General features: G+C 55.3%; 23 protein-coding genes and 1 tRNA gene. 11 read left to right on the top strand and 13 right to left on the bottom strand.

Annotated features, from left to right (window positions below):
• The first annotated feature begins 85 nt into the window (after window positions 1-85).
• Window positions 86-976 (top strand): LysR family transcriptional regulator, encoded by an 891-nt coding sequence (locus NMK_RS14885; protein WP_109016547.1) that lies wholly within the window; start codon window positions 86-88, stop codon window positions 974-976.
• A gap of 148 nt (window positions 977-1,124) precedes the next feature.
• Here NMK_RS14885 and NMK_RS14880 read toward each other — a convergent pair whose 3' ends face one another.
• From NMK_RS14880 to NMK_RS14865, 5 genes are all read right to left on the bottom strand, one after another.
• The gene (locus NMK_RS14880; RefSeq protein ID WP_109016546.1) at window positions 1,125-1,559 is read right to left on the bottom strand and encodes an EamA family transporter; all 435 of its coding nucleotides are present in this window, start codon (window positions 1,557-1,559) and stop codon (window positions 1,125-1,127) included.
• A complete protein-coding gene (locus NMK_RS14875; protein ID WP_109016545.1) occupies window positions 1,559-3,319 on the bottom strand; it encodes a PIG-L family deacetylase in 1,761 nt (586 codons plus the stop codon). Before NMK_RS14875 ends, NMK_RS14880 begins: the two co-directional genes overlap by 1 nt.
• 170 nt (window positions 3,320-3,489) lie before the next feature.
• A complete protein-coding gene (locus NMK_RS14870; protein WP_146187219.1) occupies window positions 3,490-3,849 on the bottom strand; it encodes an EamA family transporter in 360 nt (119 codons plus the stop codon).
• A gap of 493 nt (window positions 3,850-4,342) precedes the next feature.
• Window positions 4,343-4,510 carry a hypothetical protein gene (locus NMK_RS18560; protein ID WP_181376305.1) on the bottom strand — a complete coding sequence of 56 codons (168 nt, stop codon included), beginning with the start codon at window positions 4,508-4,510 and terminating at the stop codon, window positions 4,343-4,345.
• Between the two features lie 72 nt (window positions 4,511-4,582).
• Window positions 4,583-5,149, bottom strand: coding sequence for a type 1 glutamine amidotransferase domain-containing protein (locus tag NMK_RS14865; protein ID WP_181376304.1), 567 nt, complete (start codon window positions 5,147-5,149; stop codon window positions 4,583-4,585).
• Between the two features lie 175 nt (window positions 5,150-5,324).
• Between NMK_RS14865 and NMK_RS14860 the strand changes: the two genes are divergently transcribed.
• Together NMK_RS14860 and NMK_RS14855 are read left to right on the top strand one after the other, a co-directional pair.
• Complete coding sequence (locus NMK_RS14860) at window positions 5,325-6,512, top strand: diguanylate cyclase domain-containing protein (RefSeq protein WP_109016543.1); 1,188 nt, start codon at window positions 5,325-5,327, stop codon at window positions 6,510-6,512.
• 173 nt (window positions 6,513-6,685) lie between these two features.
• Window positions 6,686-9,835 carry a sensor domain-containing phosphodiesterase gene (locus NMK_RS14855; RefSeq protein WP_109016542.1) on the top strand — a complete coding sequence of 1,050 codons (3,150 nt, stop codon included), beginning with the start codon at window positions 6,686-6,688 and terminating at the stop codon, window positions 9,833-9,835.
• A 50-nt stretch (window positions 9,836-9,885) separates the two neighbouring features.
• On the opposite strand, the gene NMK_RS14850 is transcribed toward NMK_RS14855, so the two are convergent.
• Window positions 9,886-10,998 carry a M23 family metallopeptidase gene (locus NMK_RS14850; protein ID WP_181376303.1) on the bottom strand — a complete coding sequence of 371 codons (1,113 nt, stop codon included), beginning with the start codon at window positions 10,996-10,998 and terminating at the stop codon, window positions 9,886-9,888.
• A gap of 342 nt (window positions 10,999-11,340) precedes the next feature.
• Between NMK_RS14850 and NMK_RS14845 the strand changes: the two genes are divergently transcribed.
• From NMK_RS14845 to NMK_RS14815, 6 genes are all read left to right on the top strand, one after another.
• Window positions 11,341-12,711 carry a tyrosine-type recombinase/integrase gene (locus NMK_RS14845; RefSeq protein ID WP_109016611.1) on the top strand — a complete coding sequence of 457 codons (1,371 nt, stop codon included), beginning with the start codon at window positions 11,341-11,343 and terminating at the stop codon, window positions 12,709-12,711.
• Window positions 12,712-12,726: 15 nt separating this feature from the next.
• Complete coding sequence (locus tag NMK_RS14840) at window positions 12,727-12,948, top strand: hypothetical protein (protein WP_109016540.1); 222 nt, start codon at window positions 12,727-12,729, stop codon at window positions 12,946-12,948.
• A gap of 202 nt (window positions 12,949-13,150) precedes the next feature.
• A complete protein-coding gene (locus NMK_RS14835) occupies window positions 13,151-13,744 on the top strand; it encodes a hypothetical protein (RefSeq protein ID WP_109016539.1) in 594 nt (197 codons plus the stop codon).
• A gap of 475 nt (window positions 13,745-14,219) precedes the next feature.
• Complete coding sequence (locus NMK_RS14825) at window positions 14,220-14,441, top strand: hypothetical protein (protein WP_227871519.1); 222 nt, start codon at window positions 14,220-14,222, stop codon at window positions 14,439-14,441.
• Window positions 14,442-14,960, top strand: coding sequence for a hypothetical protein (locus NMK_RS14820; protein WP_181376302.1), 519 nt, complete (start codon window positions 14,442-14,444; stop codon window positions 14,958-14,960).
• A gap of 161 nt (window positions 14,961-15,121) precedes the next feature.
• A complete protein-coding gene (locus NMK_RS14815; protein WP_109016536.1) occupies window positions 15,122-15,607 on the top strand; it encodes a hypothetical protein in 486 nt (161 codons plus the stop codon).
• Between the two features lie 258 nt (window positions 15,608-15,865).
• On the opposite strand, the gene NMK_RS18340 is transcribed toward NMK_RS14815, so the two are convergent.
• From NMK_RS18340 to ffh, 3 genes are all read right to left on the bottom strand, one after another.
• Window positions 15,866-16,375, bottom strand: coding sequence for a hypothetical protein (locus tag NMK_RS18340; RefSeq protein ID WP_146187218.1), 510 nt, complete (start codon window positions 16,373-16,375; stop codon window positions 15,866-15,868).
• 236 nt (window positions 16,376-16,611) lie between these two features.
• Window positions 16,612-16,686: transfer RNA gene (locus NMK_RS14805), tRNA-Lys, on the bottom strand.
• 46 nt (window positions 16,687-16,732) lie between these two features.
• Window positions 16,733-18,085, bottom strand: coding sequence for a signal recognition particle protein (gene ffh / locus NMK_RS14800; protein ID WP_109016534.1), 1,353 nt, complete (start codon window positions 18,083-18,085; stop codon window positions 16,733-16,735).
• A 75-nt stretch (window positions 18,086-18,160) separates the two neighbouring features.
• Between ffh and NMK_RS14795 the strand changes: the two genes are divergently transcribed.
• Entirely contained in the window at window positions 18,161-18,955 is a 795-nt protein-coding gene (locus NMK_RS14795) for a cytochrome C assembly family protein (RefSeq protein WP_109016533.1), read from the top strand.
• Between the two features lie 47 nt (window positions 18,956-19,002).
• Here the strand turns inward: NMK_RS14795 and NMK_RS14790 are convergent, their stop codons facing one another.
• On the bottom strand, window positions 19,003-19,665 hold the full coding sequence (locus tag NMK_RS14790) for a histidinol-phosphatase (protein ID WP_109016532.1): 663 nt from the start codon (window positions 19,663-19,665) through the stop codon (window positions 19,003-19,005).
• A gap of 72 nt (window positions 19,666-19,737) precedes the next feature.
• On the opposite strand from NMK_RS14790, the gene NMK_RS14785 reads away from it, so the two are divergent.
• Complete coding sequence (locus NMK_RS14785; RefSeq protein WP_109016531.1) at window positions 19,738-20,403, top strand: energy-coupling factor ABC transporter permease; 666 nt, start codon at window positions 19,738-19,740, stop codon at window positions 20,401-20,403.
• A gap of 12 nt (window positions 20,404-20,415) precedes the next feature.
• On the opposite strand, the gene NMK_RS14780 is transcribed toward NMK_RS14785, so the two are convergent.
• Genes NMK_RS14780 through NMK_RS14770 form a run of 3 tightly spaced genes read right to left on the bottom strand, consistent with a single transcriptional unit; the run spans window position 20,416 to window position 23,577 of the window.
• Window positions 20,416-21,069: a hypothetical protein gene (locus NMK_RS14780; protein WP_109016530.1), complete on the bottom strand. Its 654-nt coding sequence runs from the start codon at window positions 21,067-21,069 to the stop codon at window positions 20,416-20,418.
• Window positions 21,070-21,097: 28 nt separating this feature from the next.
• Window positions 21,098-21,970 (bottom strand): drug/metabolite exporter YedA, encoded by an 873-nt coding sequence (gene yedA / locus NMK_RS14775; protein ID WP_109016529.1) that lies wholly within the window; start codon window positions 21,968-21,970, stop codon window positions 21,098-21,100.
• A gap of 59 nt (window positions 21,971-22,029) precedes the next feature.
• On the bottom strand, window positions 22,030-23,577 hold the full coding sequence (locus NMK_RS14770; protein WP_109016610.1) for a 2-isopropylmalate synthase: 1,548 nt from the start codon (window positions 23,575-23,577) through the stop codon (window positions 22,030-22,032).
• Window positions 23,578-23,657: the final 80 nt, after the last annotated feature.

The raw sequence follows: 23,657 nt of genomic DNA, 5'->3' as shown, positions 1-23,657 counted from the left end.
GAAATGTGGTTATGAGGGGCACTATACCCAGATCAAATCATAAGTAACAGTCAGATATTTTGATAGTTATGATAAGATTTTTATTATGCTACATGTCACCTTGCGCCAGCTCAGCGTATTCGATGCGGTGAGCCGTCATCTTTCCTATTCACGAGCGGCCGCCACGCTGCATTTGACGCAGCCCGCCGTCTCCATGCAGATAAAGCAACTGGAAGAAAGCGTGGGAGTGCCGCTTTTCGAGCAGCTCGGCAAGAAAATCTACCTTACGGAAGCGGGCAAGGAGTTCGGGCAGTATTGCAGCAACATCCTGCAGCAATTGGCCGAGGCGGAGGCCATGCTGGACGATTTCAAGGGCATGAGCGGCAAGCTCTCCATCAGCGTCGCCAGCACGGCGAGCTATATCACCCCGCACCTCCTGGCCGTGTTCTGCCAACGTCATCCGGAGACCAAGGTCAGCCTCAGCGTGACCAACCGCGAGAACGTGCTGCATCGGCTTACGCACAACGAAACCGACATGGTCATCATGGGCCGTCCGCCCGACGGCTTGGATCTGGATGCGACCCCCTTCATGGAAAACCGTCTCGCCATCATCGCGCCCATCGACCATCCGCTGGCGCACGAGCAAGATATCCCGCTCTCGCGGTTGGCCGAGGAAACCTTCCTGGTGCGAGAACAAGGCTCGGGCACGCGCATCACCACCGAGCGATTCTTCGCCGAACGCGGCATCCGCCTTACTACCGGCACCGAGATGAGCACCAACGAGGCCATCAAGCAGGCAGTCCAGGCCGGCATGGGCCTGGGGATACTCTCACTCAACACAGTATCTCTGGAATTGGAAACACGTCGGCTGACGGTGCTGGACGTGCAGAATTTTCCCATCGTGCGCCACTGGTACGTGGTGCATCGAAAGGGAAAACGGTTGTCGACGGCCGGTCAGGCGTTCAAGGATTTCCTGCTGGAAGACGTGAAGCTTTAAGAAGCTGTTTAAAAATTGCTGTGGAGGATCGTCTGCGGCGTTGCGCGGTGCTCGTAACCTCGCCGTACTATAGTACTGTCTCGGCTCCTGCGCTCCGTGCGCCTTGCAGCCAATCCTCCTCGCAAATTTTAAAAACAGCTTCTAGACTTTACTCGGCCACCAGGTAGACCCCCAGCATGATAAGCAAAATCCCCGCGATCTTGAGCACAGAAACGTCTTCATGCAGGAATATCCCCGAAGCCAGGGTCACGGTCACATAAGAGAACGCCGTGGCCGGGTGCGCCTTGCTGAGCTCGATGCGCGCGATGATGGCGAGCCAGGTCAGAAACGCCAGCACCATGCCCACGGCCCCGAGCCAGATCATAGGTTCGTTGGCGATTCGTGCCAGGTAAGCAGCGGCGGCCGACAGCGAATGCAGCGGGAATATGCCCTGGTGTGTCACCCCTACCTTGAACAGCAGCTGGATCGCCGTATCCAGCGCAAGCAACACCGCGAAGAGCGCCAGCACATAGTAATTGACGCGTTTCCAGCGCCAGAACTCCAGCCGCAACAAATGCCGATAGATGCTGAGCGCCGTCCTCATTAAGACTTGGAGCGTCCGCTGTGGTTAAGCTCCCAGCCCAGCAGCGCATAGAGAATGCGCACCGAATCCGTGACCGGGCGGAATTTGGAGGAGCGATTATTATCGATGTAGATCGTCGGGATGGGTACGTTGACGATCTTGCGGCGCTGCGACAACGCCAGCAGCAGCACCTGAATTTCCGTCTCGTAGCGGCTGCCGGTCACGTTGCGCACCATGGTTTCGGTGAATTCCCGGTTGAACGCTCGCAACCCCGATTGCGTGTCTTCCGGCGCGTGAGGATGCAGCCAGTGCAAGAGGCTGCTCACCACCGTGTTGCCGAACTTGCTGCGGGCCGGCATGCGGGAGAGATCGCGGCCTCCGATCGCCATGTCGGCCCCGTCCCGGATGGCTTGTACCAGTTTGGGGATTTCTGCAGGAGGATGCTGGCCATCGCCGTCGAGCGTGACCAGCACCTCGAAATCGAAGCGATTGAGCGCTTCGCAGAAACCCGCCATCAGCCCGACACCCTTGCCGCGGTTGTCGGGGAACGTCAACACGCTGAGTTTGCCCGCCATCTGCGCCTTGAGCCGCGCCAGGACTGCGCCGGTCTCGTCGGCTGAACCGTCGTCGATGACGATGAGATGATCAACGTAACGCATGGTCTGGCGGATCACCGGCTCGCAAAATTCCGCCACGTTGTAGCAGGGAATAATGCCGATGACCGGAGCCGATGCTCGCGTCTTCGCCGGCATTGCCGGACGCCACCCGGCAAGATCGAACATCCCGCCCCGACGTTCCAGCTTGCAATAGAGGTGGGAATGGTTTTGCATCAGCTCTCGCGACAACTCCACCATCGCCACGCCGTCTTCAAAATCTACCCGAGCCTCTCCCAACGATTCTCCTGTGACAGCATTCATCACCGGCTGGACTCCCCTGCTTATCCGCAACCGCATGGAAGGCATGCCTTGCGTGGCGCCGATGAGCGAAAGCGCCGGCTTGCCGAACCAGCGCAGCCAACGGCGCATTCGCACCCGGATTTGCACTGCATGGTCGCCGAAAGTTACTTCCTGCAGCGGATGCTGGGACTGGAACCGGCCGATGTCGGCGACATGGAGAAAGGTTTCCTGGGGCTGTGCAAATCTCAGGAAGCGGCTGCGACTAAGTACCACCTGGGTGTAATGGCTGAGAATCGCCCTGTGCTTGTTTTCCTGTTGCTGTGCTGAAAGCGCGATACGGGATTCGTCGGTAGTGAATACTTGCCTGCCGTGGACGAGGTAAGCCAGTAACCGAGGCTGCAACGCCACCGGCGCACGTTTCAATGCGAGGTCGGCCAGAACGGCCACGGCATTATGGTCGGGATGCGTATCTTGAAGGGACGGCGCGACGAGCAGCGTGGGGCGCCACAGCGCAAGCATCTCGGCCAGGCGCTCGATCATCGGCTCGCTTGCTGTCATTAGAAGCTCCGTCATGCCTTGGTCTGGCAAGTTCCAGAACTGGGCGTGAGCGGGGCTTAAACCCAAATTCTCCAGGGCGGTCAGCGCCTCTTGCTTGCGGCGGCGGCCCCAGCGGCGACGATCGTCCGATTCGATGCGCCAGCGCTTTTCCAAAAGCCGCTGCGGCCAGGGATTATTGTCGCCGTTGGTGATGAAGATGACCTTGATGTCGGCGCCTATGTTCTTGGCGTGTTGCATCAGGCCTGCAGCGCCCAGGGTTTCGTCGTCGGGGTGAACGGCGAGGATGAGGATGCGGTCGTCCCGGCTCAAACCGAGACGGGTCAGCATGGCTGGCCTTTCGTGACCGATTTACTGGCTGCTACCTTATGCCAACACCTTTTGATGTTCACCACGATGCGCTCCTTCCGATGGGTCTATCGAAGCAGCCAACACGCGATCAACCGCGCCCGTCCTCCCAAGCCGGCGTGCGGTGGCCAGTCTGGGAGGAGATTGCCGGATCAGGCGTTCGCAATCAGTGCGATACCGCCCAGAATAAGCATCACTCCGCTCCAGCGACGCGGACTGATGTATTCGCCTAATAAATAATGCGAAGCCAGCAAGATGGCGACATTGCTGACGCTGCTCAAGGGAAAGGCAAAGCTCAGTGCAACACGGGAAATAAACGCCAGCCAGCCGATAATCGCGCCCATTTGCAACAATAAGCCCAGCAGCACCATGCGATTGCTCAGCATGTCGGCAGCAAAAGCGAGCAGCCGCCTGATTTTGCCGGCATGGCCGTTGGGTCGGGGACGGCTCGCACCTTTCTTAAAGCACACCGAACCCAACGCGTTACACACCAGGGCCAGTAATAAAATCAATGCAGTATCGTAAGCAATCATTCGACAAGTATAAGGGCTTGTTGTTTCGATTCCGAAATGGCATTCCAGCGTTGAGAAAAATCCTGCGGAAAATCCTGTTACCGACCGTTGAACTCACCTCCAAATCGGCGTATAAAAGAACTGCGTTCTATCGATTTGAAAGCCAAACTTACATAAGGAGGCGATTATCGAAACAGCGAAAGGCGATCAGCCATAACAATGTATACCCACCGGATCGTTCCGGTCTGATCGGTACCCCGCTACCGATATATAACACCGTGCAACGCGATGCTATCTGAAATGGATGGCCATCCAAAAATACCATCCGCCGAAACAAGCCGTTACTGCTCAGTAACGGCTTGTTTTTTATGAATCACCAGCAAGACGACGACCGTAATCAAAATCCGTCCCACAACAAAAATGGCTCGTCCGAGCCCTTACTTGAAATCCTTGATCAAAAAACTAAAAAATCGTTGTAATGAATAAAGCTGGATTACTTGGCTTTTTTCTGCGCCTTGGTTTCGCCGTGTTCCTTGCGCTGCTTATTGACGATACGGGCAGCAACTTCTTCCTCACGGCCGGGATAACGGTGTTCTTTCTCGAACTTGCTCTCCAGCTTCTTGTACTCGTGTTCACGTTTAGGACTAGCACCTGCTGGCATGATGTTCCTCCTCATGACGTTGATATTAAATTAGAGACCGGCGGTGGCGCTGTGTTCCTCATATAAGGAGCGTCACACCTTCACCGCCTCCAGTTCCCGCAACAAGGCTTCGTCGAAGGCCGGGATGTCATCCGGCTTGCGGCTGGTGACCAGCTTGCCGTCGACCACGACCGGTGCATCAGTCCATTCGGCACCGGCGTTACGCAGGTCTTCCTTCAGGCTGGGCCAACTCGTCATGCGCTTGCCTTGGGCAATGCCGGCGTCGATCAAGGTCCAGGGACCGTGGCAAATCGCAGCGATCGGCTTGTTTTCGCGGGCGAATTCGCGGATGAAGGTAATGGCCTCGGTACTAAGCCGCAGCCGATCCGGATTCGCCACGCCGCCCGGCAGCACCAGCGCGTCGAAATCCCCGGGACGGGCGTCCCGCACATCCAGCTCAACCGGGAACCGGTCGCCCATGCTCAAATGATTGAACCCCTGTACTTCCTCGCCGCGCGCTTTGGGCGAGACCAGCGTGACCTGTATTCCATGATCTTCCAGAAAACGCCGCGGTCCGGTGTATTCCACCTGTTCCACACCATCGGTCATGAGGACGGCCACGCGCTTGCCTTGAACATTTGCATGAATAGCAGCATCCATCTCGTTCCTCCTTGGGTCGGAAAACCGTACGACCCGGCCCGATCAGGGTAAGTTCGGCGAATCGAGGAAAAATTGAACCCATGCTCAGGCCGAAACTCATAACGTCGATGGATGCCGACTTTGCAATGAATGGGATAATGATCGACTTTTAACGAACTGCCTCAGAGAAAAATCAATGGGTGTAAAAAACATAGGCAATTTCACCGAACGACTGATGGTGCTGGGAGTGGGCATCTTCCTGATTGCCCTGGCGGCCGAATCCGCCCTGCTGTTTCGCTTCGTGGGCAACACTACCAATACGCGCAATTGGGTATCCCACACGCACCAGGTTTTGGCACAGCTAGAGACGCTGCTGGTGGACGTCGTCGATATCGAAACCGGGACGCGCGGCTACTTGATCGTCGGCCGCCCCGAATACCTCGACCCTTACAATCGATCGCTACAAAAGCTCGACCTCGATGTACGCACGCTCATGAACCTGACAGCCGACAACCCGCGGCAGGTGGAAAATATTCGCGCCCTGCTGCCGCATATCGCCCAGAAGATCAACAAGTCGCAATACCTCATCAACATGCGGCAAGACCAAGGCTTTAATGAGGCACAGGCGATGATGACTCAGATGCAGGGGGTGGAAATGCTGGAGATTCGCCGCCGCATCGGCGATCTCATGGCCGAGGAACAACGGCTTTTGGGCGAGCGTGAAACCCTGGACCGCAACGCCGCCCAGCATCTCAAGGAATTGGTCACGGCACTGGGCATCCTGACCGCCATCATTCTGCTCGGCATCAGCGGCGCAGTGTTCTACGGCTTACGGCTCAAGGGTGAAATGATGCGCAAGCTCGACACCATTGCCCATACCGACGCGCTGACGGGGTTATTCAACCGTCGTCACCTCATGATCCAGGCGACTGCGTTGCTCGCCCTGTCAGCACGGCGCAACAGCTGCGCTGCGGTGCTGTTCCTGGACCTGGACGGGTTCAAGGCCGTCAACGATACCTACGGACATGACGTCGGCGATGAACTGCTGCGCATCGTCGCCCAGCGGCTCAAATCCAGCATTCGCAACAGCGATCTCCTGGCGCGGCTGGGCGGTGATGAGTTCGTGGTCTTCCTGCCGGAAGTCGAGTCCGTTACCGCAGCGGAACTCGTTGCCACGAAGATCGTAGCGGCACTGGCAGAGCCCTACCCCATCGACGATATTGAAGCCCACGTGACGACCAGTATCGGCATTGCGCTATCTCCCGCTGACGGCACCGATGTCGAAAGCTTGCTGCAACACGCCGACCTCGCACTGTACGAAGCCAAGAATGCAGGCAAGAACAACTACGTGCTCTATCGCAACAATGGCTACCCATCGGAATAAGCGGCTAAAGGACGTTTAACCCGCGGTATTGCATGAAAGTAGCCACCCTCCCTCCGCCGATTTTTCGAACGCATTTCCGCCACCATGGCGGTCGTGCTATTGAACTGGCGCCGCCCCGCTGTTACTGTTGAGCCTCAGCGTAAGACTTTCCCTACTCGGCTCAGCAAGCTTCGATGACACCAAAACTGGCGCCTTTCAACAAGCTGTCTCCGTTCCTGCTGAGCCTGTGGCTTACGCTGGTTGCATTCGTGGCATTCTCCGTCACTTTTGTCGGATACATCCGCGCCCAAAAGCAGATCGATATCGCCAGCGAAATCCGCTACCAGTCGTACCAGCTGGCGGACGAACTGCGCCAATCTTCAGACGATTTGACCCGGATGGCGCGCACTTATGTCGCCATTGGCGAAGCGCGTTACAAGCAGCACTATCAGGAAATCCTGGACATTCGTAACGGCGTTAAGCCGCGGCCTGTCAACTACGATCACATCTATTGGGATCTGGTACTGGAAGACGACCGTCGGCCAAGGCCTTATGGTCCGGCGGTTCCATTGCTCCAGCGCATGCGCGACCTCGGCTTTACCGCCCCCGAATTTGCCAAGCTGCAGGAAGCCAAATTACGCTCCGATGCCCTCACCAAGACCGAATACAACGCCATGGCCCTGGTCGAATCCTCACACGAGGAATCGCAGCGCCTACGAGCCCTGCAACAACTCAATGACACCGCCTATCACCGCGCCAAGGCAGGCATCATGCAGCCCATCAGCGAGTTTTACACGTTGATGGACAATCGTACCTTGAGCATGGTGCATGCCTCGGAGGAGAAGGCTCAGCAGGTACTGATGCTGCTGGTCGCCCTCGGGGTGTTACTGGTGTTCCTGCTTTGGCGCGTACTCCGGGCGCTCAAGATGACGCTGGGAAGCCATCTGGACGATCTGCATGCCCGCATCGTGCGGCTCGGCAAAGGCGATCTTTCGACCCCCATTCCGGTACCCGATAGCGCCGAGAACAGCATTACCGGCTGGCTGGAACAAACCCGCCACAACCTCAACCAGATTGATTCGCAGCGGCAGGAGAGCGAAGCCGCCAACCAGCGGCTCACCCAGCTCTATGCTGCACTCAGCCAGTGCAACCAGGCTATCGTGCGCTGCCAGTCAGAAACCGAGCTATTGCCGCTCGTCTGCCGCGATGCGGTTGAGCATGGCGGCATGAAAATGGCCTGGATCGGGATGAAAGATCCCGCCCATCAGGTTCTACGACCCGTCGCTTATTACGGCGACGGGGTGGATTACCTGGAAAACCTGGAAATCGCCATCGACACCCATATGCCAGGCAGTAGCGGCCCTACCGGCAGGGCATTTCGGGAGATGCGGCCCGTCTGGTGCCAGGATTTCCGCAATGACGCGACCCTGATGTGGCGCGAGCGCTCGGAAAAATACGGCTGGCAAGCGTCAGCCTCCCTACCGCTGCATTGCAACGGAGAAATCGTCGGGACGTTCAATCTATACTCCAGCAAGCAGGGCGCTTTCGATACCCAGGCCCAAGAGCTGCTGATCGAGATGGCCGTCGATATCAGCCATGCCCTGGGCCGCTTCAAGCTGGAGAAAGACCATTACCAGCTCGAACTGGAACTCAAAGCCAGCGAAGAGCGTTCTCGACTGGTGCTAGAGAACTCCATCGACGCCGTGATCAATATCGACCGCGAGGGCAGGATCACGGAGTGGAATGGCGCTGCGATGGATATCTTCGGGTATCGCCGTGAGGAAGTGTTAGGCAAGGAACTAGGCCAGTTCATCATCCCGGAGCGCTATCGTCATGCCCATGCTACAGCCATGCAGCGTCTGGCGGCCTCGCTGGAACACGAACCCAGCGGCAAACGCGTCGAGATCGAAGCGCTACGGAGCGACGGTAGCGAGTTCCCGGTGGAGCTTTCCATCACTTCCATCCGACGCAACGGCATGGTGTTTTTCAGCGCGTTCTTGCGCGACATCTCCGAGCGCAAGCAAGCCGAGGCGCGTATCCGCTACCTTGCCTTGTTCGACGCACTCACCGGACTGCCTAATCGCACCCAACTGGAAGAACGCATCGCATACGCTATCAGCCTGGCCAAGCGCAATAACGGCCATATTGCACTGGTGTTCCTCGACCTCGATCATTTCAAGAACATCAACGATACGCTGGGCCACAGTGTAGGCGATCGACTGCTGATCGAGATCGCCGCACGCTTGCAGAACGGCTCCCGTGAACAAGATACCGTGGCTCGCCTGGGTGGCGACGAATTCATTTTGCTGCTGCCGGAAAGCAACGAGGACGGCGTGCGGCGCGTGGCGGAAAAACTGCTGGAATCCATCACCCGGCCGTTTATCGATGAAAAAGGTAACGAACTCACCGTCTCCTCTTCCATCGGTATCGCCTTCTATCCCAACGACGGCGAGGATTTCGAAACCCTGCTCAAGAACGCCGACACCGCCATGTACCGCGCCAAGAAAGACGGGCGCAACGGCTATTGTTTCTTCACGCCGCAGATGCAAGCACGCTCGGTGCGCAACCTGGAAGTGGAAAACGCCTTGCGCCAGGCCGTGGCGCGCAACCAACTCGAGCTGTATTACCAACCGCAGATTTCGGCTGTGGACGGCAAGCTGATCGGCGCTGAGGCGTTGCTGCGCTGGCACAACCCCGAACTCGGCTTTATTTCGCCCGCGGAGTTCATCCCCATCGCGGAGGAAAGCGGGCTGATACTCTCCATCGGCGAATGGGTGCTGCGCACGGCGCTCACGCAGCTTAAATCCTGGATTGACCGTGGCATGTCGCCGATCATCGTGGCGGTCAACCTGTCGGCCATACAATTCCGCCACGCTACGCTGCCGCAGCTCGTCAGCACGATTCTCGACGAACTCCAGTTGCCGCCTGAGTTCCTGGAACTGGAGCTCACCGAGAGCGCCGCCATGCACGACCCCGTGGCCGCTATCGACATCATGAACAACCTGCATGGTCGAGGCGTACGCATGTCCATCGACGATTTCGGTACCGGCTATTCGTCGCTCAGCTACCTCAAGAAATTCAAGGTCTACAAGCTCAAGATCGACCAATCTTTCGTACGAGATATCAGCACCGATCCGGAAGACAAGGCTATCGTCAACGCAGTGATCCAGATGGCGCACAGCCTGGGGCTCAAGACGATTGCAGAAGGGGTGGAGACGGAAAGCCAGCTCGATTTCGTCCGTTCGCAGCTGTGCGACGAGGTACAGGGCTATTACTTCAGCAAACCGCTCCCCGCCGCCCAGTTCGAGGATTTCGCCCGTCGCGACCGCAACATGCTGTATTGATTAGGTTCGCCGAATGGCGAATCTGGACAGCTACTAACGCCCATGCGTCTTTATTGGCGCCAGGTTTTACGTAATTCCTCCATCATTTCCTCTTGCCGGGCGGTCCTGGCTTCCAGCCAGTTCCAAATTCCCAGCAGGCCGAAAATCAGCATGAGTACGACCAACCAAGACCAGTTATTGGCAATAAACAGAAAGATGACAGAAAACGAAGAGGATTCTGTCGGCATTGGTATCGGGCTAGCCTGCAACACCCGGCTCGTTACGGTTTTATCAAGCTGCTGAGGGTCGACCGCGGCCACATAATCGGCTGTAACCCTGAGCCCGGCGCGTGGCTCGAATACCAACGGCGGGCTGCCGACGTAAAAGCTCACCGGCACCGAGATTTCCGACAACACGCCGTTATTCTCGACCACACGTGTCACCGCGAAGTGCAAATGCGGCCCGCTGGAATATCCGGTCGAACCGGCAAACCCGATCACCTCTCCCGCCTTGACGTGCTGACCCATGCTGACATTGGCGCCTCGCGGCATCAGGTGTGCATAGGTGGCAATGGTTCCATCGTCTTGCACCAGGCGAACATCGTTAGCCTGCGACAGCAAGCGCGGATCTTTGCCGCCTTCCGTGTACCCATCTTGCGCATCGATCACAACACCGTCCCGCGCGGCCAACACCAGCGAGCCTTCCGGCATGGCGATATCGATCGCATTGCGGCTTTCCGGCGTGGTATGGGTGGTAATGGGTCCGCTGGGCGCTTGGGCGATGGTAAAGGTTTTGCCGTCGAGATAAGGCAATCGGTACAACTGCGCGGGGTCGTGATGAGCATTTAAATCGCCCAGCCGATAATTGACAGTAGTCTTGAAGCTGTAGCCCAGATGCAGGTCACGAGCGCCTGCCATGCCGATGAATTTTTCGCTGTAAGGCTGGACGACGCCGATCACCGGCCATGTTTGACCGGAAGAGACGTTTTGCGCATCCGTCATGCTCACCACTACGGATACCGGCGCAGCCCCCTGGTTGTGTGCAACGATCTGGTAACTGTTGCCGATGCGGGTGGATTCCACCTTGAACGGATAACGGCTGCCTTCGGCCTCCACATTCTGGGAAAAGCAAGCCAGCAACCCGACTATCCGTAGAATTTGCCAACCCTTATAAAGCCATCCCATCCGGTATTCCCCACCCCGTTTCACCGGCTCAAGCTTAACCCTGTATGCGGGACTCGCCAATTGGCAAAGTCTGCGGCAGGCTGGATGATTACAAATGAAAATGGCCCACATTTCTGTGAGCCGCATCATTACTGGTGGGACGGGAGGGGGTCGAACCCTCGACCAACGGATTAAAAGTCCTGAAAATTACGTATTCACCTGTGTTGATTGGTATTTCTAAAAACCAATAAAAACCATATAAAACAGTTATTAATTTGCATTTCCCGGTCAAAAAACATTCTACTCCATTCCATAATGTTGATACAATTTGCCTACACCATGCCTACATACAAGGCTAAGGCGATGAAAAAGGTAGAGAGCAAAGAAAACTTCACTGCTGACCGCATAGCAAAGTTCAAGTGCGAACCTGACAAACAGCAAAAAATCTTTTGGGATGCTAAAACACCCGGCTTAGGCTTGCGCGTAACTGTTGCTGGCGCCAAGTCCTACATATTCGAGTCGCGCCTTCATGGTAAGACCCTGCGCATAACGATTGGCGACGTCCGCACCTACTCCATCGGCAAGGCACAGGAAATCGCCAGCGATTACAAGGCACTCACAAATAAAGGCATAGACCCGCGCCATCAAAAGGCCCAACAGAAAGCCGCCAACGAGGTCAAGAATGCAGAACTGGCGAGGCAGACGGTAACTTTCGGTGAGGCATGGGCTGCGTATATAGAGGCCAATAAATCATCATGGGGTGAGCGTCACATGGATGACCATGTGCGCCTTTCCGCTGCTGGTGGCGAGAAGAAGAAACGCGGCGATGGTGAGACGGTCGCAGGTCCTTTGGCATCGTTGCTATCAGTTCGCCTTGCCGACCTTACAAGCGAGAATCTGGCCGCATGGCTGACCGAAGAATCCAAGTTTAGACCGACCAGCACGGCCCTGAGTTATCGACTACTACGGGCTTTCATCCGCTGGACCGAGGGCAAAGCGGAATATCGTGGCCTTATTGGAGTAGATGCCTATAAGGCTCAGGAAGTACGTAAGGCCATCCCCAAAGGCCAGACCAAAGATGATTGCTTGCAGCGTGAACAATTAGCGTCTTGGTTCGATGCTGTGCGCAAGCTGAACAACCCCGTTATCAGTTCCTATCTGCAAGCCCTGCTGCTGACTGGTGCAAGGCGTGAAGAATTGCTTGGATTACGCTGGGAAGATATTGATTTCAAGTGGCAAAGCCTGACCATTAGGGACAAAGTGGAAGGCCAGCGCGTTATACCATTAACTCCTTATGTAGCGTCCCTGCTGCTTGATTTGAAACGCCGCAATGCAACGTCTCCCACGGTGAGGCAGTTGCGCAAGATGACCCAGCGCGGGGAAGAGTTCAAGCCGTCCCCGTGGGTGTTTTACAGTCGCACTTCTGAAAAGGGGCGATTAGCAGAACCTCGCACTGCTCACAACAGGGCGGTAGCTTTGGCCGGGCTACCTCACCTGACCTTGCATGGCCTGCGCCGTTCTTTTGGTACGTTGTGCGAATGGGTGGAAGTGCCCACCGGCATTTCTGCACAAATCATGGGCCACAAGCCAAGTGCGATTGCAGAAAAACATTACCGACGCCGTCCGCTAGACCTGTTGCGTATGTGGCACATCAAAATCGAGGCGTGGATACTAGAGCAGGCCGGGGTTGATTTTGTGCCTCCTGTACAACTAGGACTTAGAGTTGTTAGCTAGCAACACAATAAATTTATGATTACAGAAAATAGATATATTGAATCAATCGTATCAATTAACCCTGATGAGCTGAAAATCAGAGAAATATGCGGCTTGTCTAGCCAGAATGCAGCCAAATGGATTAAGTGCGCCAAGACAGGAAACATGTACTTTTTCCCTTCTGACAAGGCATACCATGCTGACGTTGCTTTTGCACTTCATATTGAGGAATACACAAAAGGAATTGAAAAACCGTAACCTTATTGTTTTTTAGTAACCCGAATTGTCTGGTACTGATGGGGTGAAACTGCTTTGTTTTTCGGGTCTTTATAGAATGGATGCCAACGGGAAACCGCTAACTGATGACGATTAAGCCCCCCCAGGGTGGCTCCAGAACCACTGGAACCCTCACCAGCTTGGCGCGGTTTCCTGATTGACGGCTGCACTTTGAAGGGGTGCTATGAGTAAAGCGAAACCGTTATTTTCTGATAAAGAGACTGAGGCCGAATTCTCGAAATGGTGTTCAACCCACGTAGACCGGATTGAATGGTTCAGCAAACTCTCTGACAAGGCAAAGATTTTAAATTGGGCGCTTGCTGAATTCTGGTATGGCCGCGTGAATGCAAAATGGGATGAAGCGCTTGAGTTGGTGAAAATGCAGGGCGAGATAATTGCTTCCAATAAATCAACAATAGAAACAGCACGAAAGAATGGCGCGCTTTCAGCACTGTTGGCGAATTGGGACAAGATTCAAGCTGCGGAAACTCAGAAAACAATACTTGATAATGGTCGAATGAAAGGCACCGAGGCGCGGCAGAAAAAAGCTAAGAGTAATCATGCAGTGCTGGAGAAAGCCATTAACGACCTATTTTCAGCTCCCGACAAGCCGGGTTGGCAATGGAGCAATGGCGAAATAACGCAATATATCCTTAAGCATCATCATGTCTATGCAGAATCGACTGTAAAGCAGAAAGTCAAAATCCTTGCTGCCCAACATCGAAAAAATCGTATCAAGCCAGATGATTACAGAGTAGGTATTTTTCAGGCCAGCTAATACCTAATACATCATATATTTCAATGTGTTGAATTGTTTTTGCGGGATATCATCAAGGTATTCCGCTGAATACATTAACAGCGTGATGCGGTGAATTAAGAAGCGCAGCGGACACCAAATCACGTACCAAACGCCGAGAGGCGCTGGAGAAATATATGACTCAACAATTCCCTCCACTGGAGCAGGAAACTCGCTCCCATATTCCCACTGATTGCTGTGCTTATCACATAAACCGTGCATCCCAGACATTACGCGCCTGGGCCTGTCTGGAGAATGGCCCTATCCGCCCCATCCGTATCAATGGCCGCCTTGCGTGGCCAGTTGCAGAAATCCGCAATCTACTGGAAGGGGGTGCAAAATGAAAACGCCCCCGAACCAAACAGCATTCGAGAGCGCCCTAGACAAGTGCCATTTTACCACCGGCAAATTTAGCGGAACAGATAATCCGCGACATCTTCGTGCAATACAGGCATTGATGACCAGACCGCAACGCCGTGAACACCTAGACCACGTTGCGGGGTGCAGTAACGGTCCAGAACTGGTAGCGGAGTTACGTCGTCGTGGCCTCAATCTACCTTGCACTCGTATCGATGCTATTGACCGTGATGGTCGACCATGCAAACCGGGCGTTTATCACCTCAGCAATTCCGACCGCCGCAAGATTGCCGAGTGGCTGAAAACCCGGGGAGTGCGATAAATGGCAAGAATCCCCTTAAAAGAAGCAAAGCGGAAGCGTGATGGTGCCAACGGGGCTGTTTTGCTGGTGCCTCACGTCGTTTTAAACAGTCCAGCCTATCTCACCCTGTCAGGTAACGCTATAAAACTGCTCTACGACGTTGCCATGCAGTACAACCTAACCAACAACGGCATGCTGCTGGCTTCATGGCGTTACATGAGCGAAAAGCGAGGCTGGACGTCATCGGAGGCGTTAAGCAAAGCCAAGGCCGAATTGATAGCTCACGACCTGTTAGTGCAAACCGTACAGGGTTTGCGACCAAACAAGGCGAGTTGGTACGGCCTGACATGGTATGCACTAGACGACATCAAGGGGCTGGAAATATCTCCGCAAGCATGGCCACGTGGTGCATACGCTCACTGGAAACCACCAGTGGCGACAAAGCCCAAGCGAATCCCACCAGCACCGCAAACAAGGGAGGCGCATTACCAACGCATGAGAAATCCACCACTTGAAAAAAATACCACGTCTTGTCCGTAGGGCGGATAAATAGGCCACTTCATATATCCGCACACCGGATAAGAAGCTATCCCCGTATATCCGTACATCGGATATATGCGGGATATTTAAGTGGTTTCCCTTATCCGTACAACGGACACCTTCTAGTAATACCACTCTATACAAGTCGAAAGGAAATCGAGATGACGACCAAGAATACCAAACCGGCAAAGCCTAATAAGAACAAGCTCAACCCGGAGCAACAGGCAAAAAGTTCAGTAAGGGCCGATATTGTGGGGGCTGCTGCAATGGAATCGTTTAATAAGACGATGTTTCCTGAGGCTGGCTTGCCAGATTTAATAACCGAATTGAGGGAAAGCATTAAGGCGGTGCAATCCGGCGATATGGCAGGCATGGAAGCAATGCTGGTGGCACAAGCCCAAGCCCTGCAAACAATGTTTGTTAGCTTAATGCGTAAGGGTCAAGCGCAAGAGTATTTGAAGCAATACCAAACGCATATCAACTTAGCGCTCAAGGCACAAGCCCAAAGCCGGGCAACGATACAGGCGCTAGTCGAGTTGAAATATCCCCGGCAGATTCTTGTAACTAAACAGACCAATATTGCAAACGGGCCGCAACAAGTGAATAACACGACCAACACGCACGCGCACGCGGGGGAAATTCAATAAGAGCAAAGCAAACTAATCGAGGGGCAGAAATATGACGCGATGGACACCAGAAGCACGGCGACTGCAATCGGAGCTAATCAGGAGGTGGAAACCGTGGCAACAATCCACCGGCCCGAAAACGTCAGAGGGTAAAGCGGTAGTTTCTCAAAATGGCTATAAAGGGGGATTACGGCAGCAATTGCGCGAGCTTTCAAAGCTACTGAGAGAGCAAAAGAAATCGCTGGAAAATGTCGGCTAATGTGGAGACGTTATAGCCGCCTAGAATGTCTCATCGTAGGATTTGTTATTAAAGGGTTTAGACGATACGGGGGATGGTGTACTAGCCCACCTAATCGCTTGCGTCGCTCCCTTAGTGCTGAATCTCGCGCTACGGAAATTCCCACTCGCAAGTGGCAGGGCAATACCAAAATCTCCACCAGATTCAAAAGCTGAAATAGCCGCATTAGTATCGGTCAACTGCATTATTTTTATATTACCTATTTCTCTACAGACGGAATTTACGGCCGCAGCTCCTACTGAAGAATTGATGAGAACTGGGTATTTGTCACCGTTATCACATGCTCTATTTGATGATGTAGTGAAGTAAGCATCACAGGAATTAGTATTACAAATCACTCCGGCAGTAGAGCCATCACTATTGGTCACGTTGGCGATTTTTACCCCCTCTAGGCCATCGTTTAGTACCCAATCGCCAATTTGATTTGCTGCAAGTGCCGATACTGGTAGAGAGAAGGAAATTAAAAATATTAATTGCTGAAGATTCATCATATTTAATCCCAGTTCACAATAATGAGAATCGTATTAGATAGTTCAGGCATACAGTGGATACGAATAACCGCGTTTCAATCCTACCTATAACTAGCTTTTTTGCAACTGGGGAAACCTGATTTTCAGGATTGGGTGATGTCGGTTGAGTGTTGACCGGATTTTCCTACACCATGCCTACATAAAAATGTAGACGCTGAAATGAAAACGGCCCACATTGCTGTGAGCCGCATCATTACTGGTGGGACGGGTGGGGGTCGAACCCACGACCAACGGATTAAAAGTCCGCTGCTCTACCACTGAGCTACCGTCCCAAGAGGGGCGCCATTATCTAGGAAAGTGGTCGCCCGGTCAAATCGTTTAACGCATGCCGGGGAAGCGGCCTTGCATGGCGCGCATCATCTTGCCCATGCCGCCCTTGGAGAACATTTTCATCATCTTCTGGATCTCCTCGAACTGGTTGAGCAGGCGGTTGACTTCCTGCACTTGCACGCCAGCACCGGCAGCGATGCGGCGTTTGCGGCTGGCCTTGATGAGTTCGGGCTTGGTGCGTTCCAGCGGGGTCATGGAGTTGATGATGCCTTCCAGGCGGCGCATGGCCTTTTCCCCGGTTTCGCTGTCGACTTTGCCTGCGACTTGGGCGAATTGGGCGGGCAGTTTGTCCATGAGGGCCCCCATGCCGCCCATGTTGCGCATTTGCTGCATCTGGGCTTTGAAGTCGTTGAGATCGAAGCTCTTGCCGGATTTAACCTTCTCGGCGAGTTTCTTGGCTTCGTTGATATCGACGTTCTTTTGCGCCTGCTCGATGAGCGAGAGCACATCGCCCATGCCGAGGATGCGCGAAGCCATGCGCTCGGGGTGGAAAGGCTCCAGGCCGTCGACTTTTTCACTGACGCCGATGAACTTGAGCGGGGCACCGGTAATGTGGCGCACGGAAAGCGCCGCGCCCCCTCGCGCATCGCCATCCAGCTTGGTGAGAATGACGCCGGTCAACGGCAATGCTTCCGAGAACGCCTTGGCCGTGTTGACGGCATCCTGCCCCTGCATGGCGTCCACCACGAACAGGGTTTCGATGGGGTTGAGCTCGGCATGCAACTGCTTGATCTCGTCCATCATGACTTCGTCGATCGCTAGGCGGCCGGCGGTGTCGAAGATCATCACGTCGTAGAAATGACGCTTGGCGTGATCGAGCGCTGCATGGGCAATATCGACCGGTTTTTGCGACGGATCGGACGGGAAGAAATCGGTATCGAGTTGCGCCGCGAGGGTCTTCAATTGCTCGATAGCGGCGGGACGGTAAACGTCGGCGCTCACCAGCAGGACTTTCTTTTTCTGCTCCTTGAGTAGGCGCGCCAACTTGCCGGAGCTGGTGGTCTTGCCCGAACCCTGCAAACCGGCCATGAGGACGATGGCGGGCGGCACAGCGGCGAGGTTGAGGCCCTTGCCCTCCCCGCCCATGAGCTTGGTAAGTTCTTCGTGCACCACCTGGATAAGGGCCTGGCCCGGCGTGAGGCTTTGCAGCACTTCACGGCCGAGGGCGCGTTCCTTGACGTGGGCGACGAACTCGCGCACTACAGGCAGCGCTACATCGGCCTCAAGTAAGGCCATGCGCACTTCGCGCAGGGCGTCCTGGATGTTGTCCTCGCTCAGGCGTGCCTGACCGCGCAGATTCTTGATGACGTCCTGAAGACGTCCGGTGAGATTTTCAAACATGGCTGATGGTGGCTTCGCATACGCGCCGTTTTGCGCTCATGCTATAGTTGTCTGTCCTACAATTTTAACCGAAGAATGCCTGATTTCCTGCCTTATCTGCTGGCTGCACTAATCTACCTCGCTGTCGCGGCGCTATATTGGCGCCGTACCGAAATTGCAACGCCCTGGTCGCAGGTCGCAGTTTCGGGTGCACTAGTCATCCACGGCTGGCTGCTTTACCGCAGCATCTTTGTCGCGGAAGGCATGAATCTCGGGCTGACCAACGCCATCTCGGCCATTTTCTGGCTGACTTCGCTCATCTACTGGGGTGCCAGCCTGCGTCACGATTTGCACCGTTTGCAAGCCTTCGTGCTGCCGCCTACGGCGCTCTTCGTTCTGCTGCAATGGGCGCTGCCGGAAACGCACCAGCTTTCCTACGCGGCAGAGCCATTGTTCCGCCTGCATCTGGTGATCGCCTTTACCGCCTATAGCCTGTTCACCTTCGCGGCGTTGCATGCGTTGCTCATGGCCGGAGCGGAGCGTGCGCTGCATCGCAAGCCAACGCTGTTCCGTCTTCCCGATTTTCCACCGCTCATCAGCATGGAAAACCTGCTGTTCCAGATCATCAAACTGGGCTTCTCGCTTCTAACGTTGACCCTGGCGAGCGGCATCTTGTTCTCCGAGCAGCTCTTTCACAAGCCGTTGGTGTTCAATCACAAGACGGTATTTTCCATCATTGCCTGGATGATTTTCGGCGGACTGTTGCTGGGTCGTTGGAAAGCCGGTTGGCGCGGTAAGACGGCCGTGCGGTGGACGCTATCGGGCTTTGTGGTGCTGTTCCTGGCCTATCTCGGCAGCAAGTTTGTGCTGGAAGTCATCCTGCACAAATAACAACCTGCACAATAATAAAAAAGGGCGCTGTCAGCGCCCTTTTTTATTTACCTCAAACTCATAATCGGCCAGCCATTTTCTTCGGCATACGCTTTCAACTGCGGATCGGGGTCGACCGCCACCGGCTGCTGCACCATCTTCATCAGCGGCAAATCATTGTGCGAATCGCTGTAGAACCACGTCGTTTCGAAATCTTCCAGCTTTTGTCCGCGCTCGGCCAGCCACTGGTTGAGACGCGTCACCTTGCCTTCCTTGAAGCTGGGCACGCCGCTGACGCGGCCGGTAAATTCACCGCCCACTTCCTCCGGTACCGTGCCGATCAGGTGCTCTACACCATATTCCCGGGCGATGGGATTGGTCACGAAGCTATTGGTGGCCGTGATGATCACCATGAGGTCGCCGTTGGCCTTGTGCTTCTCGATCAATGCGCGCGCCTTGTCGGTCATCATCGGCCGCACCTTCTGTTCCATGTAAAGGTCGTGCCAGGCATCGAGCTGGCTGCGTGCATGCATGGACAAGGGCTTGAGCTGGAATTCCAGGAAAGCGTGGATATCGAGCGTGCCGGCCTTGTAATCCTCGTAAAACTGGAGGTTGCGCGCCAAGTGCAACTCGCGATCGAGCACACCTTGGCTGATGAGGAACTGTCCCCACTCGAAATCGCTGTCGCCGGCCAGCAGGGTGTTATCCAGGTCAAACAGGGCTAATTGCAAAACAATTCTCCGAACTTCAAAAACCGTCTAGTGTCGTAGAATTTGAAACTTGTGGCAAATGCAGGTTCAAGCATGAACTTTCCAGACTTTCTTCTCCCCCAAGGCCTGCTGTGGCCTGCCGACATTGTCGCGGCGCTGCTGCTAGGGGTAAGCATCCTGAAAGCACCTTGGGCAAGGCTCAGGAACGGCGACATCCAGCATCTTTGGCTGGCATGCTGTACCGGGTTGCTGCTGATGTGGAGTATCAAGGCAGGGATCAAGCCTGGGCTGGACTTGCATCTGCTGGGGGCGACGGCGCTGACACTCATGTTCGGTCCCGCGCTAGCACTCATTGCAATGGCGGTGGTTCTGATGGGCGTGACCATTTACGGTTCTGCAGGTTGGATTAGCCTGGGGATCAACTTCCTGGTGATGGCTGCGGTGCCGGTCGTGCTGAGTTATGTCATCTATAGCCAGGCCCATCACAAGCTGCCCAAGCACGTGTTCATCTACATCTTCCTGGACGCCTTCGTGGCTGCCTGGCTGGCAATTGCGCTGAGCGGACTGGTATCGACCCTGGTACTCGTTGAAACAGGTGCCTACAAGGCGAGTTACTTGCAGAGCAATTATCTGGCTTATTTCATCCTGATGGGCTGGTCGGAAGCCATGCTGACCGGCATGGCCACAACGTTGATGGTGGTCTATCGGCCGAACTGGCTTTCGACCTTCAACGACAAGCTTTACCTCAACAACAAGTAGTCAGGATCAGGCTTAATATTGCAGGCTTCGCAGGCGATTGGGCTGTCCAAGCATGAATCGCACGAATTCATCCAGTAGCGCATCGTCTACACGCTCGGCGCTAAAGATGAATTCCTGCTCGCCCAGTCGCTCCACGTTGCGCATGGCAAAAATAATCTGGCGACGCGCTTCGTCGCCCTTGACGCGAATATAGGTGCGCACTTCCCACGGAATGGTGAATTGCGCATTCTCTAGCAGGCCCCGCGGATTCTTGCGCTCTTCCAGCTCGAACAAAATGCTGTGGCGTCCCAGGTATTCGCGCAGACGCTCGGCCTGCCAGCTTTCCTGACGGTCCACCACGAACTTCTGCGGGCTGCTGTAGCTGAAGGTCAACGAAACGTAATCGATGAGATCGGTAAAGGTATAGCCGTCGATACGTCGACGGTAATCGGCGGAGAAATTCTTGAGCCGCAAATTGGCCATATCGCCCACGCCATGCACCGGAAACGCAAGGTCGGTAGGCGGGTGGATCACCTCGAGCTGTTCCGCGAGTTCGCGAAAATAATGGAAAATCTTGTACAGTTTTCCGTTGATCAGCTGGGAGTCGTTTTCGGCGGCGTTGCTTGCGTCTTCGCGCTGCTGCTTGGCCTGTTCGGCTTGCAGCTTTAATTCGTCTAATAAACCCATCGTTCTTTCCTTCCTTAACCCTGCAAATTTATCCTCTTTTTGCCGTCAGCACCACCATCACACCCGCGAGAATGGCCACCAGCGCAGACCATTCGTGTAATCCGACATGCTCGCCGGCCAACCAGGTCCCCAGTAAGATCGCCACCAGCGGATTGACGAAGGCATAGCTGGTCGCCAGTGCCGGACGCACGGTTTTTAGCAGGTAGAGATAGGCGCTATAGGCGATCAACGAACCGAATATCGCCAAATACGCCAACGACCAAAGTGCCTTGGCCGTGGGAACGCCTTTGAGGTGCTCACCCGAGAGCATACTGACCATCATGAGCACCGCGCTCGCTGCCAGCATTTGTGCGGCGCTTGCCATAGCGCCTTGCGGCACGGGCAAGCGCTTGCTCCATACAGAACCGAAGGCCCACCCTGCTGCGGCGATCAGCAAGACGGATGCCCCCAAGGCACTCGCCCGCATGCTGCTGCCCATGTTGAGGATGGCAACTCCTGCGATGCCCAAGCCGATGCCCAGCCACTCCCGCGCATGCGGCGAATCGCCCCAGAACGCCGAAAACACCAACGCCCACAGCGGGACGGTAGCAATCGTCAACGCAGCCGGGCCAGTATCCACCCACTGCTCGGCATAAGCCACCCCGGCATTGCCCACAGCCAACAGCAGCGTACCGACAACAACAGAAGCGCCCCATTGCTTGAGCGTTGGGTGCGGCTCGCCGCGTTTCCAGAGAATGAGGTACAACAGGCCGCCCGCGATAAAAAAGCGCAGGCCGGCCATCATGAACGGCGGAAAGCTCTCGAGCGCAAAGCGCATGCCGAGAAAAGTGCCGCCCCACACGAAGTAGAGCGTCACCAAGGAGACCAAAACGAGCCAGCGTTGCTTTTGTTGTGCTTGCATGTCGTACTTTCAAAACAAAACGGGCCGCAATTGCGGCCCGTCCGTTGCAGGGATTACTTCTAGACCTGCGGATGGGCCCGTTCAAGGTTGGAATGCACCTTGTTCAGGGCATTGATATAGGCCTTGGCAGAGGCGATGACGATATCCGTATCCGCGCCCTGGCCGTTAACGATTCGGCCGCCCTTGGACAGACGCACAGTGACTTCGCCTTGCGCATCGGTGCCAGTCGTGATGTTGTTGACCGAATAGAGCAGCAATTCGGCGCCGCTTTCGGCCATTTTCTCGATGGCCTTGAACGAGGCATCCACCGGGCCGCCGCCTTCGGCTTCGGCGCGTCGCTCCTTGCCGCCTTCCATAATCGCAACGGTGGCGTGCGGCGTTTCGCCGGTTTGCGAGCAGACGTTCAGATACACGAGCTTATAGTGCTCGGGCGCTTCGCTGACGATTTCGTCGCTGACCAAGGCCTGCAAATCCTCGTCGAAAATGTCGCGCTTCTTGTCGGCGAGTTCCTTGAACTTGGCGAACGCAGCGTTGAGCGCATCTTCGCTTTCCAACACGATGCCGAGTTCTTGCAAGCGGGTGCGGAAGGCATTGCGACCGGAGAGCTTGCCGAGCGTGAGTTTATTTGCGCCCCAACCCACGTCTTCGGCACGCATGATCTCGTAGGTTTCGCGGTGCTTAAGCACGCCGTCCTGGTGAATGCCGGATTCGTGAGAGAACGCATTGGCACCGACGATAGCCTTGTTGGGCTGCACCGGGTAGCCGGTGATACTCGAGACGAGCTTTGAAGTCGGCACGATTTGCGTGGTGTCGATGCGCGAGTCGCACTTGAACACGTCGCGGCGCGTCTTCACCGCCATGACGATTTCCTCAAGCGAGGCATTACCGGCGCGTTCACCCAAGCCGTTGATCGTACATTCCACCTGGCGAGCGCCGTTCATTACAGCAGCGAGCGAATTGGCGACCGCCATGCCGAGATCGTTGTGGCAATGTGTGGACCAGACCACCTTGTCACTGTTCGGCGTACGCGCGATGACTTCCTTGATGCGCTCGCCCCACAAGGCAGGGATGCTATAACCCACTGTGTCGGGGACGTTGATGGTCTTGGCACCGGCCTGGATCACCGCGTCGAAAATACGCACGAGGAAATCCATTTCGGAGCGCACGGCATCCTCGGCGGAGAATTCCACGTCGTCGGTATATTCCAGCGCGATCTTGACGGCCTTGACCGCATTCTCTACCACCTGGTCGGGCGTCATGCGGAGCTTCTTCTCCATATGGATGGGCGAAGTCGCGATAAAGGTATGAATCCGGCCGGATTTGGCAGGCTTGATGGCTTCACCGGCAGCACGCACGTCACGCTCGTTGGCACGGGCCAGTGAGCAAACCGTGGAATTCTGGATGACCTTGGCGATCGCATTGATGGCATCGGCATCGCCCGGGCTGGCGGCGGCGAAACCGGCTTCGATCACGTCCACGCCGAGCTTTTCCAACTGGCGGGCGATGCGGATCTTCTCTTCCTTGGTCATCGATGCACCTGGGCTTTGCTCGCCATCGCGCAAGGTGGTATCGAAAATAATCAAACGGTCTGGGCTGTTGCTTTGCATTGCAATACTCCAAATTTTTTGCGGCATTTTGCCTGATAAATGCTTCTCGCGCATGGGCCTCAAAGCACCGCGCGAACCAA

Origin of the sequence: Novimethylophilus kurashikiensis, assembly GCF_003112435.1 — a bacterium.
In the GTDB taxonomy this organism is placed as follows: Bacteria; Pseudomonadota; Gammaproteobacteria; order Burkholderiales; family Methylophilaceae; genus Novimethylophilus; species Novimethylophilus kurashikiensis.
Note: the sequence above shows the minus strand (reverse complement) of the source record. Positions and strands in the feature narration are given on the sequence as shown.